Origin of the sequence: Bradyrhizobium rifense, assembly GCF_008123425.1 — a bacterium.
Taxonomy (GTDB): Bacteria; Pseudomonadota; Alphaproteobacteria; order Rhizobiales; family Xanthobacteraceae; genus Bradyrhizobium; species Bradyrhizobium rifense.
Map to the genome: position 1 here is coordinate 195,033 of NZ_VSSS01000038.1, position 16,788 is coordinate 211,820.

Below are 16,788 nucleotides of genomic sequence, written 5' to 3' on the forward strand. Positions count from 1 at the left end.
CAGAGCGCCCGTGAGTTGCGTCTTTGCGAGGTCGGGGAAAGCATCTTGCATCGACTTCGTACAACCTGACGCAAGGTGCGATTCAAGTCCTTTCCGTCATCATGTTTGTAGGAAATATGCTCGAACTCGAGCTGCTGCAGGGACGCTCACGTTTGTTCGTCTCGTTGCTTCCTTTACCAGGCTCGCCCCCAAGATCAGGCGGCGTAATCTGAATGGAGAGGCGGGATACACTCCATTCGGTGTCCGGCTGTGGACCAGTGCGGCAAAAGGCAGCATTTGCTCTGCTGCATCAGCCAAACAACCGCTGATCCCAGCGAAGAATCATTCTCCTAAGAACTGGCGGACATCAGAGTTCCGTGTCGGGCAGCCTGGAGATCGGCTCTTTGACCTACATAGGACCGACAAAACCCGGCCCGAGCGGTCAACCTGAAGCTATTGTCAGACCTACCAACAGCTCATCGATCCGCTAGGCGGGGTCATTAAAGGCGGCCCGACGCACTCCGTCGAGCAGAAAGTGCGTCGGGTTCGCCCCACATCGCCAGTACATCCGTGGTGATGTTGCCACCAATGAAGCAACCAGCGTGGCAAAACTGAGGCTCGCTCACCAACGTAGAGTAGGTCGTGACTTCCTGCGAATTCGTACCGGTCGGGAAGGGCTTGAACCGTTCGTAGCATCACGTTGTACGATGCCGGTGTAGATCTATCGAACTGGCAAACTCCGATCCGGCACAGTTCTGGTTGGCAAAGACTTGGATAAATGTTGTCACAGTGCGCGTGGCGAGAAGAAGACGTTCCGCTGTTCTTCATTTAATTGCCTTTTCCTTCACCGGTTTTGGGGTAGCTTACGCCTCGCTTGAACAGCGGTTTAACCAGCATGAACTTTCTCAGATCTATCGAAATCGCCTGGCCGGCAATCGCCCTCCTGAGAACCGAAGCGAGCGGCATTCCGATCGGTGAGAGCCTGTACGGACGCTTTGTGAGCATCAGGAGTGCCTTTGTCGCGGATCAGTTGCTCGAGCAATGGGAGCGGGAATGAAGAGGATAGTTTTGGCGCGGTTTCGTTCACAGTGACTTGCAGATCTGCCCTTGATGCTGTGGTTCGGAGTCGATGACTGCGTGGCGCCTTCCAACGACGGAGCCAGGAGTGAATGTCGATCTCGAAAGCAGCACCGCGCATGTCGGCGGATTTCTAGCCTGAGCGCTGTTGCGGCGCTCAGGCCGATGCAGCCGTCAGAAGCCGGCGTCCAATGGCCTCGCGCGTTGCGCCGATCATGGGCAAAACCGTCAGCGTTCACATGTCATTGCCTGCTTGAGCGGTAGCAGCGACCTGGGGCCCTGCTGCAGGTCGGGCAGTGCGCCGCTGGCGGTCGGGTAACGGCTACGAGCCGTTCCATAAAAAGGGAAACTCGCCTCTACACCGCGCCAGTCGGGAGCGCCCGCCGCCGATGCTGTGCAGGCCCGGCCTGCGCGCCGGATTGGGCTGGATTGACACGATCGGGCTGCCAGGTATTGGGGGGTGTAAGTTGCATCTTGTGTGCAGCGGTCCAGTCTTTGGCGGCCTTGATCGGTACTCGCGCCCTTTGCGAAGTCCCTTCACAAGCTCGCCCCATATGTGTCAGATTTTGGCTCAATCCTTATTGACTGGGCGGGCAAATGCCGCGAGACCCCCTCAGCCGAACTCTGTTCGGCTCAAATGTCGACAGTGACATCCAGGACATCCAGCCCCTATGGGAGGACGGTGATCGGGCGTTCTGCCGTGCGTGCCGTCGGCAAACCCACGGCAGCAGCGCTGTCGTGCTTATTGTGCGGCCCACCGCAGAACACCCAGCGACGCTTGACCGCCTCGCCCACGAGTGTGAGCTGAGGGAGGAGCTAGACGAGGCATGGGCGGTGCGGCCGTTGGAACTTATTCGGGAAGCTGGTCGGACTATGCTTGTCCTGGAGGATCCATGCGGCGAGCCACTGCTAAATTTACTCGGGATCCGTATGGAGCCCAAGCCGTTCCTGCGCCTCGCTGTTGGTATCACGAGGGCCGTGGGCAAGCTTCACCGGAGCGGCTTGGTCCACAAGGACCTGAAACCCGCTCACATTCTGGTCAATTGTCCTGACGAACAGGTGCGAGTCACTGGGTTTGGTCTGGCTTCCCGTCTTTCCCGCGAGCGCGTGCCGCCTGGGCCTGCCGAGTTCATCGCGGGCTCGCTGCCCTACATGGCGCCCGAACAGACCGGACGCATGAATCGCTCCGTCGACTGTCGCAGTGATCTCTATTCACTTGGCGTGACATTCTATCAGATGCTGACCGGCGCGCTGCCGTTCACCGGCTCAGATCCCTTGGAGTGGATCCATTGTCATATTGCAAGAAAAGCAACACCGCCTGTCGAGAAATCGCAAAACCTCCCGGAGCCAATCTCTCAGATTGTGATGAAACTCCTCGCGAAGACCGCCGAGGAACGCTACCAGACTGCCGCTGGCCTTGAGCACGATCTGCAACACTGTCTGGCAGCATGGGCCAACCACGGTCGCATCGACACATTTGAGCTCGGCGCAGACGACACACCTGATCGGCTGCTCATCCCCGAGAAGCTCTATGGCAGAGCCCGCGAGATCGAGACCTTGCTTGGCTCTTTCGATCGCGCGGTGAAGAGCGGCGCGCCGAGGTTGGTGCTGGTTGCCGGCTACTCCGGCATAGGTAAGTCCTCGCTTGTCCAGGAGCTACACAAAGTACTCGTGCCCTCGCGCGGGCTGTTGGCATCAGGCAAATTCGACCAACTGAAGCGCGATGTTCCCTATGCGACACTGGTGCAGACCTTTCAGAGTCTTGTGCGTCCTCTTCTCAGCAAAAGTGAGGGCGAACTCGCGACTTGGCGGCAGGCGCTCCGGGCGGCGCTCGGCGCGAATGGACGGCTGATGATCGACTTGATCCCCGATCTCAGCCTGATCATTGGCGAGCAGCCCGCGCCTGCTGAGCTTCCAGCCCGGCAAGCGCAAAATCGCTTCCACCTCGTGCTTCGCCGCTTTATCGGTGCTTTCGCCCGGCGAACCCATCCATTGGTGCTCTTCCTCGACGATTTGCAGTGGCACGATGCCGCAACGCTCGACCTGATCGAGGATCTTCTGACTCAGTCGGACCTGCACCTGCTGCTAATTGGAGCTTACCGCAGCAACGAAGTTGATGCAGGCCATCCACTCAAACGCAAGCTCGAGTCCATCAGGAGAGCCGACGTAAATCTAGAGAAGATCACGCTGTCGCCGCTCACTGCAGACGATGTCGCGCAGTTGGTCGCGGATACCCTTCGCTGCGGACCAAAACGCGCTGCCCCGCTTGCAAAGCTGGTGCATCAGAAGACGATGGGCAATCCGTTCTTCGCCATTCAATTTTTGTCTGAACTGGCCGAAGAGCAGCTGTTGACGTTCGATCACGAGTCGGCGCGCTGGCGTTGGGATCTTAAGCGCATTCACGCAAAAGCGTACACCGAGAACGTCGTCGATCTGATGCTCGGCAAGCTCATCCGGCTGCCCGAAGAGACGCAGGACGCGCTGCAACAGCTGGCCTGTTTCGGCAACATGGCCGAGACGGCAGAGCTTGCGATCGTGCTCGAAACGTCACAGGGACAGGTGCATGCGAGGCTATGGCCGGCGATCCGGCAGGAACTGGTCTCGCGCCAGGGAACAGTGTACCGCTTTGTACACGATCGCGTTCAAGAGGCGGCTTACTTGCTGGTGCCGGAATCCTCGCGCGCTCCTGCCCATTTGCGGATCGGTCGGATGCTTGCGGCACATGTCCCTGCGCACAAACGTGAAGAGGCTATCTTCGATGTTGTCAGTCAACTCAATCGAGGTGTCGCGCTAATTGCTTCCGGTCAGGAGCGAGAGCAGCTCGCGGAGTTAAATTTAATCGCAGGGCAGCGTGCCAGGGCGTCGGCGGCCTACGCCTCGGCACTGACATATTTCACTGTCGGTGCTACGCTGCTCGCGCGGGATTCGTGGCAAAGGCGCCAGGAACTTGCATTCGCACTGGAAACCAGTCGGGCCGAATGTGAATTCTTGGTAGGCCGGCTGGACATTGCAGAGAGCCTCCTCTCCGCGCTGTGGAAGCACGCTTTGAATGCGCCCCAACGATCAACGGTCGCATGTTTGCGGGTCGATCTTTACTTGGCGCTCGGTCAGCACGGCCGGGCAGTGGCCATAGGTCTCGAATATCTTCACGACGTCGGGATCGAGTGGTCGCCGCATCCGAAGGACGAGGAGACACTAGTCGAATATCAGCGGATGTGGTCACAGCTGCCGGACGCGATCGAGGATCTTGCTGGTTTGCCTGGAATGACAGACCAGACCTCGCTTGCCACGCTGGCCGTCTTGACGCGGATTCTTCCGGCCGCTGGATTCACGGACGTGAATTTATCCGCTCTGGTCATCTGCAGAGCCGTCAGCATCAGCCTCGAATACGGCAACACTGATGCTTCTTGCACTCACTACGCATGGCTGGGCCGAATCTCGGCCGGCCGCTTCGGTGACTACCAAGCGGCAGATAAGTTTGGTCGTCTTGCGTGCGATCTGGTTGATCGCGTTGAGTTCTCTCGCTTTCGGGCTCCGGTCTATTTGGCCGTCGGAGGCAACGTGATCCCGTGGACGAAGCCCCTAAGGGACGGACGAGTTTTGATCCGGCGAGCGCTCGAAGCTGCGGTCAGCATCGGCGATGTCATCTATGAGGCGTACAGCTTGCTTCATCTAACCTCAAATATGATGATGGCGGGAGATCCCCTGAAAGAGGTGCAGAACGAGATAGAGAAAAGCCTTGCTCCGATACGGAACAGAAAGGTCAAGTTTGCTGCTGATGCCATGACTGCACAGCTCGCAATTATTAGAACCATGCGCGGCCTCACGCGCTCATTCGGTACCTTCGATGATCAGCAGTTTGACGAGCTGGACATCGAGCGATCATTTGAACGCAGTCCGGAGCTATCACCGAGCGAAACCGTCTACTGGATCCGCAAACTTCAGGCGCGGTTTCTGGCCGGCGATTATCCTGCAGCTATTGGTGCTCGCTCGAAGGCAGAGCCCGGATTGTGGACCATCCCGACAGAGTTCTTGATCGCGGAGTTTCACTTCTATGGCGCGCTGTCTCACTCGTGTTACTGCGACGGGCTGTGTGAAAGCGAACAACAGCAACATCGAAAAATGATTGATGCCCATCACAGACAGCTGCAGATATGGGCCACAAATTGCCCCGAAAACTTTGACAACCGGGCTTCCTTGGTCGGGGCTGAAATTGCGAGGCTGGAATGCCGGGATGCAGACGCAATGCGACTGTACGAACGCTCAATCCAGACCGCAGGGCGTAACGGTTTCGCCCATCACGCGGGGGTCGCTGGTGAACTTGCAGCGCGCTTTTATGCAACGCGCGGTTTTGACAGGATCTCCCGGGTTTACCTGCAGGACGCCCGGCATGGCTACCTTCGTTGGGGAGCAGATGGTAAGGTGCGTCAACTCGACGAGCTACATCCCCATCTCAACCATGAGGAGACCACTCTTGCCGTGAATGGCATGAGGATCGGAGCTCCGGTTGAGCATCTTGATCTGGCGACGGTGACAAAAGTGTCGCAGGCGATTTCCGGCGAGATTGTGCTTCAAAAACTAATCGACACGCTTATGCGGACTGCCATTGAGCAGGCTGGCGCCGAGCGAGGTTTGTTGATTCTGCTGGATGAAGGCGAGCCACGGATCGAGGCGGAAGCCACAACGGTAGCGGATGCGCTGCTTGTAAAGGTAGATGAACAGCCTGTGACTCCGATGGCTCTTCCCGAGTCCGTGCTGCATTTCGTCCTACGTGTCCGCGAAAACGTCATTCTCGAAGATGCTGCCGCCCAGCCTTCATTTGCGGAAGACCCGTATATCCGCGAGCGCAAATCGCGTTCTATTCTTTGCCTGCCACTGATCACGCAAGGCAAGCTGATCGGCGTACTTTATCTGGAGAATAATCTCGCCCCGCGCATATTCTCGGCTGCCCGCAACTCGGTGCTGAAAATGCTTGCCTCCCAAGCTGCAACAGCGCTGGAAAACAGCCGGTTGTACAGCGAAGTGCAGCAACGGGAGGCGAAAATCCGGCGCTTACTCGACGCTAACGTCATCGGAATCTTTATCATCGGCAAAGGGGGCGAGATCATCGAGGCAAATCAAGCCTTCCTCGCGATGGTTGGATACGACCAAGGGGATCTTCTCGCAGGGCGAGTGAACGGTCTCGACCTGACGCCTCCAGAATGGCACGAGCGCACAATGGATGCTCGGACAGAAGCAAAACGGACCGGAGCTGTTCAGCAGTTCGAGAAAGAGTATATTCGGAAGGATGGCAGCCGCGTGCCGGTGCTAATTGGCCTCGCCGTATTCGATGAGCGACAGGACCACGGTGTTGGCTTCGTCCTCGATCTGACAGAGCGAAAGAGAGTGGAAGCGGAGGCCCGTGAAAGCGAACGACGTTATCGCGAAACTCTGATGGGCCTCGCACACGCCAATCGGACCACGACAATGGGACAGCTGGCCGCCTCGATCGCCCATGAGGTCAACCAGCCGATTGCGGCGATCAGCAGCAATGCGGGGGCAGGGCTAAATTGGCTCGCTGCTCAACCGCCAAATCTGGAAGAAATTCGGCAGACCTTCGGTTTAATTGTCCGTGACAGCATGCGCGCTGGAGACGTGATCCGCCGGATCCGCGCTCTTATGAACAAGGCTCCGATACAAACGGAGCTTCTTGCAATTGACGAAGTGATCTTAGAGGTGCTGTCCTTAGTTGGCGCGGAACTCGCAAAACATGATGTGTGGGTGCGAACCCGACGGCCTGAGGCGTTGCCGCTCGTTCGAGCAGATCGCGTTCAGGTACGGCAGGTGATTCTCAATCTGATCACGAACGCCATCGAGGCAATGAGCGAGATCAACGAAGGCGAGCGCGAGTTACTGATCGCTACGCGGACTGATGGCTCGAATAATGTATTGGTCTCTTTTCGGGATACGGGTCCAGGACTCGATCCAAGTAGCGTGGACCGCGTGTTCGAGGCGTTTTACACCACGAAATCCGAAAGCATGGGCATGGGTCTGGCCATTTGCCATTCTATTATTGAGGCGCACGGGGGCCGAATGTGGGCCGGCGCCAATGATCCTCGCGGAGCCGTCTTTCAGTTCAGCATGCCCGTTGCGCCGGAGGGCGTGGATCGGGCGGAACAAGTCACTGGAGCGTCTTAGGTCGAGTGCGTCGTCGAGCAGGGGGCTCCGGGAGCTCCGATCATCTTGACAGAAGTAAGCTGCGCGACGTTGATAACAGAGACATTGCGTTTCATGCTGCCCGTCGGGAGTGTTGGCGCGACCGCAGATTATCGCGAACTGTCAGAAACTCTGCAATCCGACCACAATGTCAGATTCCAGACGCTTCGCTGGCTCTTTGCAAACCTCTAGAGAATTGCAAGCCATCAAGCGCAATCAGAACGAATCCTGCAGACGCAGTGTTCGAGATGCGCATGCGAAACCATCCCATGGGCTGCCACTGGTACATCGTTTTTCTTCTCCGGAGTTGGCCTCGTAGCCTGGGCGCCACGGCTGCCGCTCGCGATAGACGGCGCGCGTTCGATGGCATCATGCACTCTTCTGTGCTGCGTAAGGCACTTGACGCAAGCAGAAACCCCCCGGCGCAGCACGTCGTTGTGCAGACGGAGGGCAGTCGAGGAAGTCGAGAAAATCCACGTGGCGCCGGGTTCGTTTACAACAAGCCGTTCGGGTTCGTCATCCTTCGGAATGAGGTGAGCCGCACGACGCCTTCGTCAGGGTCGCTGTTGGATAAGTCCTCGATGACGCCGGCGCGATCCGCCGTATTGCAATTCTGGCTCATCTTCCGCGTGCCATCGAAGAACCCAGCGAAAGTCGCCATGGCCTCGCCAGTCGGCGTCAGCTTCCACTGCAGATTCGAACGCGCCAGGCGCGCACAAATGGTGCCCATGGAGCCTTTGCTCGTCGAGTACTACGGGCAGCATCGCTCCAACACGCCCTTCGTGAGTGGCGGTGACCCCGTGGCGAACCGCGCCTCGCGCCCTTTCCGATGAAGGTCGGCGATGTCGAGCTCGGAAGGCAGGCGGCGTGTACATGGGCGAAGCTCCCCGGCAGCCCGGCCGACAGCCGGACGACCCCTGATTTGAACTGGGGTGCGCCTCATGCTGGATCACAGAAAGAGCCAATCTGGGTCGTTTCATTCCTCCGCGCGCGCTCGCGCTGAGGGCAGCTAACTGATGATGTGTCAAAGGGGGATCGACGAGAGCGCTTGCAAGCTGTTCCAGCCGTCGTCTTCGAGCCGTGCCCGTTACGGCCAGCCGTGGGATAGCATCTTGCTTTCATTCTGACCAAGCTCTCGAAGCATCGACCGCTGCTTTCATCGGCCGTGAGTGGTTCAATGGCTACCCAGATCCGTCGCAGCTGGTACGGAGCCTGCGGCTGCACACTTCGGCTGTTGTTTAGCACGGTTCCAATATTCCGTTGCTGCCTTATTGAGGCCGATGTGATGGCGTTAACGCCCCATGCTGATGGCCCACTCCACTTCAGCATTTCAGTTCGATAGTTCAGTTTCTCGCATGGATTTCCGGGTAGCAGAGAGAGCATATGTCTATGAAAGACACGATGGAGCACATCAAGCGTTCGTTGCGCGTGCTCGGCGGATTTGCTGTCGCCCTCGGCATCTCTTCCGTGCTCGGATCGGACAATGCGCGATCGGAAGCCCTCAAGGGCTTTGGCTCTGCAGCGACGGGCGGCCTTGGAGGCGAGATAGTTCAGGTCAGATCAACCGAAGCTCTGAATCATGAGTTATGTCGTTCGTACAGCTTCGGGCAGTGCAATGACAATAGTCCGCGCGAGATCCAGGTAATCGGAACCATAGACTTTACCGGTACGGAAGGGCGAGGCGAGGGGCAGGGATGCCAATACGGCCGCACTTGTTCGGCGCCTTACAAGCGTGAGTCCCTTCTCCTTATGGATGGCAACGACGCGCATTGCGATGGCAAGGAGAAGACGTTGGTCGGCTTCGACAGGGCCGGCAAGCGCCCGCTGGAAATTGGCTCAAACAAAACAGTGATCGGCGTTGGCCCGAGCGCTACAATCAAAGGGAAGGGACTGCGCCTGAATGGGGTCAGCAACGTCGTCATTCGCAACCTGACCATCAGTGATGTCAATCAAGGCGTGATATTTGCGGGCGATGCTATTGCAATTGCACGAGCCGACCTGGTTTGGATCGATCACAACCGATTTCATAATATCGGGCGACAGATGATTGCCGGCGGCTTTGGCCCTACGACGAATATCGCGATTTCCTGGAACGACTTCGATGGTAGCGATACCTATTCCTCCTATTGCAACGGGGAGCACTATTGGAATCTCCTGTTTCTTGGTGTCCCGCAGACGATCACCATCGCAAATAACTATTTCCATGAGATCTCGGGGCGGGCGCCGCACATCGACGGGGCCCAGGCCATTGTTCATCTCGTTAACAACTACTTCCACAACACGAATGCGCAACAGAGCGGCGGATTCTTCCATGCGGTGGATGCTGGATCATCTGTGCAGGCACTGATCGAGGGTAATTACTTTGACAACATTGAAACACCCGTAAAGGCTGGTAGTGGACATATCTTTGGCTTCTTTGACAAATCCAGCGGGACCGCGCAGGACATCTGCCTTACCGCGCTCGGACGTCGCTGCATCGAGAACATCGCGACCCCAGTGCCGCGGATCAATGGCTTTCGCCTAGATGAAACCGTAATTCGGTCGTTTGGAGCTCTTCCAAAACCATCTATTCCTCTTCCATTTCGAGCGGATGATGTTCCGGCTGTGATCACGGCCGGGGCAGGCCCCGGACACCTTGGGAGCCGGTGATGGCTCGTTCGCAGACGCGGCTCGAGACTTGGCCGATTGCCGCAAACAGTTGAGTGGAAGGCGCATACTGGACGACAACGGCACGCACGGCTGGCTGCCCGACGTTGCACGAGGACCGTACGGCCTTCTCTTCGAGTGCCGAGCGGTACAATTCCTGTCGATTATGCGCCCTATGCTTTTCCCCGCCGACCCAGGGCTCGCCTCAAATGCTTACGTCCGGTTTTTCACGGGGTCGGGTTGGAAAGAGGACGGGGCAGCATTTCGAATTATCATCCGATCAGCTAGCTGACGGACCTTCACAGCTTCGTTTTCCGACTGGCATGGTGCTTGCTCGAGAGTACCGTAGCGCGATGTGGGTCGCCTTCGAAACCGAGTGACATGCGCCCTCGTCCGTTTGAAGAATCCGCAACGCTTGGAGAAGTTCGCAATGAGAGAAACGGCTTCGACTGATAGTGTCATTCCACCGACCGACGTCGTCAAGCGCGCAGCGCGCATCGGTGTTGAAATCGGAAATGTCAAGCTCTCGGGAGATTTACCGAGCCAAACCGTCGCTGCGATCAACAGCTTGCTGCTCGAACACAAGGTGATCTTTTTCCGCGATCAGGGGCATCTTGATGACGCGGAGCAGGAGCGCTTTGCCGCTTGTTTGGGAAGGCTGGTGCCGCATCCGACGCTCGGTACCATCAATGGAACGACCTCGATCATCGAGCTTGATTCCGCGGGCGGAGGTAGTCGGGCCGATGTATGGCACGCCGATGGAACGTTTCTCGCGGCCTATCCCAAACTTGCGGTTCTGCGAGCCGTTGTGATTCCAGCGTCCGGTGGCGATACGGTTTGGTCGAACGCTGTGGCCGCCTATCTGGATCTGCCGAGGCCGCTCCAACGGCTTGCCGACGAACTCTGGACCGTTCACAGCAACGCCTTCGACTACGCCGGTACCTGCCGTGTTCGCGAAATCGACCAGAAACATTTTGATGAGGTCTTTACCAAAACGATCTATGAGACCGAGCATCCGGTGGTCCGTGTACATCCCGAGACCGGCGAGCGCGCGCTGGTACTCGGCGATCTGGTGCAAAGGTTTATCGATATCCCAAAACGCGACGGCCAGAAGCTGTTTGATCTATTCCAGTCCCATATCACGGCGCCCGAGAATACCGTACGCTGGAGCTGGAAAGAAGGCGATGTCGCGATTTGGGATAACCGCGCAACGCAGCATTATGCGGTCAACGATTACGGTGACCAGCATCGTGTCGTCCATCGTGCCACAATCGATGGTGACGCGCCCGTCAGCGTCGATGGTCGATGCAGTGTAACGCGCGTCAAGACGACGAAGCACCCTTCCACGAAGGTTGCCTAGCAGTGTGCGGCAAATTCACATAATGACCGGTCCTATCGCAGGTTCGCACGAGTTAATGTTTGCGAAGAGCCGTTAAATCGAGCACGACGCCACGCACAATTAGATGGTAGGAGCTAACGCGCCGCAGAGGCGGGAGGCGACCTCCTTGCTGAAGTGAGATGCAAGCTCATCTCGGCCTGGTGAAGATGATTCAGGCATCAAGCGGCGCAAATCCGGCCACGTCCGGTTGAGTTGGCCGCGGAGGGGGAGACGTTCGCGGGTCGGACCAAAGAGTTTTTCCTCAGACCGCCCCCTTGGCGGAGCGCGAAATTGTACTGACCTTCGACGATGGGCCCCGGCCGCCGCACACGGAAAAAGTCTGACAGCGCCGCGCGCAGGAGTGCGTCCGGGCCACATTCTTCCTGGTCGGCAAGTCGTCGGCCCAATTCCCGAACTCGCGCGGCGGCTGGCCGCGCAAGGCCACACCCTCGCGCACAACGGATGGTCGCATTCGATGGCGTCGAAGATCAGCTTCGAGAAGGCTAAAGAGGACATCGACCGCAGGATTGCGGCTGACGAAATGGCGCTCCATGGCATATCGACAATTGCGCCATCGACGCCGTTCCTCCGCTTCCGCAATTTCGACTCGACGCCTAAGACGCTCGATCTGCTTCCTGGATCGGGGCATTGTCGTGTTTGGAGCGGACCTGTGGGCCAGCGACTGGGAGGCAATGACCCCGGGCCGGGAGTTGAAGCTCATCATCAGCCGATTCAACGCTGAGGGGAGGGGCATCATTCTGTTTCACGACGCAAAGGCATACCGCCGCGATGATGCCCGCCTTCCTACGGTAGCCGCACGACAAAGGCCATCACTTCGTTCACATCGTTCCGACTGCGCAGCTGCAGAGGAATGCCGATACGCATTGATACGGAAATGTCACGGCGGCCGCAGAATGGAGTAATCCCGAATGAACTAAGCCTTCGTTCATCCTAGCCGGCGCAGTGATGGAGGCGAATCGCGCCTCAGCCGTTTCGGGCCCGCTCTGTCAGTGGAAGGCTACGAACCGCAAACCGACGTAGTAGGTTATTTTCGGACGTCTGCCTCATTCTTTGCCGTTTGCGCGCTGGCAGGAGTGCTAGGCGCGCATAGCCCGGCACCTCCATCGTGCAGCAGTACTTGTTCTGGAATGGCAGTAGCCCGCCGCGTCATCGGTAACCTAAGCTTTCTTCTGCTGAAATGCCGAGACCGTCTTACGCTGTAACCCGTGTCCGCAAGCATTAGAACAGTCTTCCAACAGCAGATTCGAAGGGAATGATAGAGACGATCTCGCACGATACGGCCTGACGATACTCTCGGAAAGCATTGAACCGAAATGCGATGGCTCGCCGAGAACCCGGCTTTGTCAGGGGGCATATTCGATTCGAAGAACACGAGAGAAGCTGGCCTCAATCGCGAGCTGAACGACCAAATTGCACCCGTCATCGGATGTCCGAGATGTTCTACGTCGCGGCAACAAATGGCGCGTCAGACGAGAAATTAGAGAAAACTGATTGTCTGAACATAAGAAAAACAGTTTGTCTTGGACTCGCGCGTTGGACAGGTTTCTGAGAGCATTGATTTCGGGCAATGCTGCTGGTCAGCGACGCTCATGACGCTCGCGCGCAGCCATCGCAATGGGGCCGCTGAACGTCATTGCTCGGAATTGGACCGGAAACATCGCTGGTCGGCCTGCCGCTCGAGCTGCTGTAAAATGGGGAAAGTAGGTCCAAATCCGTGTTCGCAAGCGGTCAGCCGCACTGCTGCAATGTACGAGTTTGAACACGATATGGGGCGATACGCAGGTCCAAAGTTCGAGAGCGCTCCGTGCGACTATTACAATGTTCGACAAGTTATCTTTCGATTTTCTGAGATATTTGTGGCTGGGAGCGACACGAAGACGCTATCACCTCAGTGTGACCTGAGACGTCATCTGACCGTCAACCGTGCGGCATATCTGTTCGAATCGGGTGCTACGGCAGCCCCTGCGCCGATGCGCCGCCGGACGAGGTCGTATGTTGGTTCAACTTGGAAGAGGTTATGACATGGTGACCACGCGTGAAGTCTCTGTCGATGACGCCACAACGGTGACCCACATGGTTGCTGCTCTGCTTGCCGAACTTGAGGGCGGACAAAAGCAGGGCGGACTAGATACCCAGCTTGTTGTCGACCTACTGGCCATGAAAGAGCGCATCTATGGGTTTCTGGCATTCATGGAGGGACGCCCGGTCGGCCTCATTATGTTGTCGGAAAGCGCCGCCCTTTTTGCGGGCGGAACCTACGGCATTATCACCGAACTCTACGTGGTGCCGGAGCAGCGCTCGATTGGGGTCGCGATGCGTCTCATTGAGGCTGCGGTGGACCTGGGTACGCTAAAGGGCTGGGGCCAGCTTGAGGTGGGGGCGCCGAGGCAGCCCATATGGAGCCGTAGTCCCTGCTCAGCATTGTACTTGAAGGCCGGCTTTGCAGAAATCGGCCCACGCCTCAAGTTGCCATTACGCGGCTTAGCTAGTCATCGTGCGAAACGTAGTGCAGCGGGGAGATCGCGGTTAGCTCCTCGGCGGCAACGCGCGCCAAGCCGCTGTATCCCGGATTCGTCTTCGACATTTGCGTGAGCGTCGATGTGCCGGCACCCTGTTGGCTCGCGATGGATTTGGTGATGCCGGATTTGAGTCCGTCCGCCAAATCGGAGAGCACCGGCGCATCTCAAACCCCTTATTCTGAGTGAGCTGATCCGCGCGCCCAGCTCGAAGGGACATGAACGCTGCGCCGCGCAGGGCCAGCCTCTGCGCGGCGATGAAACATCTGTACCTGGCCAGTCTCCCAGGGCGTACGGATCGGACGGCTTACGAAAGGCTCACGAGCTCGCCCCATCCGTTGACTTGTTCTTGGCCGATTTAGTATTCTTCGCGCTCACTTGCGCTGGCGTCGCACTGACGAGCTGTTCGTACACGAGTATATGTCGCGCCCTCGGTGTTGATCAAAAAGACCCGTGCATTGGGGCGATCAGTCTTCCACGTAAATCGCGAGACCACTTCCTGAATCTCGGCAGAGCTACCGGCGACCTCTCTTGCTGGGCTGGTAAACCCGAGGTACCCCGCAACTACGTCCCACGTCGAATGACATGCGTCGGGCCGTGCTCCGCCTCGGCAAGCGGATAGGCTGGTTGGCCGCTAGAAAGGGCGTTCAATAAGGACTTACTGAACGCAGGCGTGAGCTTGCCGCGGTGAATTACGTTTCCTTGTGACCCTTCGCAGCTTGGGCGCTCCCAGTGCCGATTGTGTGGCCGCGCTGTTTATTGGACTTCACGTGGCAAGTGGCAAAGCCGTCGTCATCCAGAGTCGCCAACTGCAGGATAATTTATCGACCCACTAGGCCGGCGCCCTGTATCAGACTACGGCTCGAGTTCCACTACACCCAAGCACGCAAGCTGGCTCAACATGGTCGAGATCGAGATCGGCGTCCTGCGCGGTCAGTGCCTGGATCGCAGGATCGACAATCCCAAACGACTGCGCCGCGAAATCACAGCCTGGGAGCGAGGGCGAAATGCCGCCCGCTCAAGCATCAAATGGATGTTCACAACAGACAACCCGCGCCAAATGGGTAGCGCCTATCCCGCCACTTCCAAAGAGTCAAAACCTCTGTGCCGCGGCATTAGTGCGATCCTTCCTCAATTGCCGCGCTAGGGGCTTTGTTCAATCTACCAACAAAATTGCAGGGTTTGGTGGCCTCAGCCTCCCAATCCCTGCAATCTCAATGCCTCCGCATCCGAAAAAACGACTCCCGCTCAGTCGCTTAGAAGCTTGCTCACGGACGACCAAGCAGTAACCAGACACCCAGCAAAGACGGGCCGCAGGGCGTCGCATCGCTAGTTGTGGGCTAGGTCTTCCTTGTGACCCGCGTGTCGCAATCGCCCTGAATGATTCTGCTGGTCGCGAGCGCTTCGAAGGCGCTTACATAGCCCCGATCGTGCATCTTCTTAACATCCCCCTTCATGTCTGCTCCTGCGGCTGCACTTTGGGAGCTCCAGCCGACTCTTCCTGCGAAATCGAACAAGACCCGCTGCAACAAACCTACTCGCCCCTGTAGGTGGCCAAGGTTTGGAGCAACTGCGGCATATAATACTTCTTCATAGCGTCCGGCACTTTCGGATCGGCTAGTCGTGTCATTTCCCGCTCTATCAGCTCGATCGCGCGTTGCTTGTCACCCTTCTCGTAGGAATACTGAGCGAGCGCCCCATGAGAATAGAAGTTGACGCCACCGCTGGCTTGCCCAGGATTGAGGATATGTTCCGACACATCCTTGCCGATCGCAAAGCGTTCCGCACGCGGAAGGTGGGCCTTATCGTTCTCCCGATCAAACAGTTGTTCCATGACGAAAATCAGCCCACGCTCAGCCTCTGACTGTTTCTTTATCGCGTCTCGAACCATTTGGTGTAAAACCTGAAAACCGGTCGCCGTGTCGCGCATTTTGTGAAGCAACAGATCCGCATGAATCTGCCGGAAGATGAAAGTGTCCGGCATGGCGGCAATGCCCTTCTCGACCGCTGAGAGCGCTGCCGGCCAATCCTTTGCTTCCATTGCCGGTTGAATCGTCTCGAGGATCGGGAGTGCGCGCGCTAGGCGTTGGTCTGCCGCGATCCGTTCCGCATCAGTGGCTTTAGCCTCATCGCTGCCGCGCCAAGTGTCGTTGAAAATTTTCGGCAAGACGGCGTCGATGTCGATCGGATGACCGATAAAGGCAATGTGGCCGTCGCGGTCGACGATGAACAATGTCGGAACCCCGAGAGAAGAGCTGGCATCCATCCAAAGCTTGTTCATTTCGCCCGTACTGTCGAACCCGATTCGATAGTTCAGATTTGAGAATTTTTCAGTCAACCAGGCGTCCAACTTGGTGCGAGCCTGATCCGGCGTTGGTGCTTCTTCACTAGCTGCGATTCCGACGACCTCAAGCCCTTCGTCTTTGTATTCTGATTGCAGCTCTATCAGATGAGGGATCGCCCGCACACATGGGCCGCACGAAGTTGACCAAAATTCGACGATGTACACTTTCCCTGGCTGGAAGTTCGTGAGGGGCGCGCCACGCAGCCAGTTCTCGACTTTGAGCGAAGGAGCGGGGGACGCCAAGCATAGCTGCTGCATGTAATTCTCTTCAAAGTTACTCGTTGCGCGACCTTGTCCGTTCACCTTTAGCAATCACCGTGCCAGGCTGTCCGTGCGCACTAAGCACATGACAACGCTTTGAAAACATCCACACGCCCAGTAAGGTCCCATGTATGTAACCCGACAAGCCGCGTCGGCGTCGGATTTCGGGCACGCATCGCGACCTTCGTGCCGCCAGAAGATCGTCTTGCGATGTGCATCAGCGAGCCGCGCTGCACCAGTAGGAGGCGCGTGAGAATACGGATGGTGCCCGCTGACCGACAAATTCCAAGGGTCCGGTCGTGGACAACAGCGGTCAGCATCGGATACGGCACTATCTTTCCGTACCGAACCAGCAAAGCTGCCTGTCGGCG

6 protein-coding genes and 1 pseudogene are annotated in these 16,788 nt (G+C 57.6%); 6 read left to right on the plus strand and 1 reads right to left on the minus strand.

All coding sequences use genetic code 11. The features are described 5' to 3' along the window. Positions 1–1,653 precede the first annotated feature (1,653 nt). The 6 genes and pseudogenes from FXB40_RS25555 to FXB40_RS25585 form a co-directional block, all read left to right on the plus strand. Positions 1,654–7,233, plus strand: a complete 5,580-nt coding sequence (locus FXB40_RS25555; RefSeq protein ID WP_148774908.1) for a trifunctional serine/threonine-protein kinase/ATP-binding protein/sensor histidine kinase — start codon at positions 1,654–1,656, stop codon at positions 7,231–7,233. Positions 7,234–8,640: 1,407 nt separating this feature from the next. Continuing rightward, on the plus strand, positions 8,641–9,900 hold the full coding sequence (locus FXB40_RS25565; RefSeq protein WP_210352185.1) for a pectate lyase family protein: 1,260 nt from the start codon (positions 8,641–8,643) through the stop codon (positions 9,898–9,900). A gap of 427 nt (positions 9,901–10,327) precedes the next feature. After that, the gene (locus FXB40_RS25570; RefSeq protein ID WP_148774909.1) at positions 10,328–11,257 is read left to right on the plus strand and encodes a TauD/TfdA dioxygenase family protein; all 930 of its coding nucleotides are present in this window, start codon (positions 10,328–10,330) and stop codon (positions 11,255–11,257) included. 493 nt (positions 11,258–11,750) lie between these two features. Then, on the plus strand, positions 11,751–12,017 hold the full coding sequence (locus FXB40_RS48110) for a hypothetical protein (protein ID WP_187437132.1): 267 nt from the start codon (positions 11,751–11,753) through the stop codon (positions 12,015–12,017). Positions 12,018–13,318: 1,301 nt separating this feature from the next. Continuing rightward, positions 13,319–13,888, plus strand: a complete 570-nt coding sequence (locus FXB40_RS25580) for a GNAT family N-acetyltransferase (protein ID WP_148774910.1) — start codon at positions 13,319–13,321, stop codon at positions 13,886–13,888. A 755-nt stretch (positions 13,889–14,643) separates the two neighbouring features. Further along, a pseudogene (locus tag FXB40_RS25585) lies at positions 14,644–14,959 on the plus strand (transposase); the annotation flags it as partial. A gap of 387 nt (positions 14,960–15,346) precedes the next feature. Here the strand turns inward: FXB40_RS25585 and FXB40_RS25590 are convergent. Then, a complete protein-coding gene (locus tag FXB40_RS25590) occupies positions 15,347–16,414 on the minus strand; it encodes a TlpA disulfide reductase family protein (RefSeq protein WP_246207934.1) in 1,068 nt (355 codons plus the stop codon). Positions 16,415–16,788 lie beyond the last annotated feature (374 nt).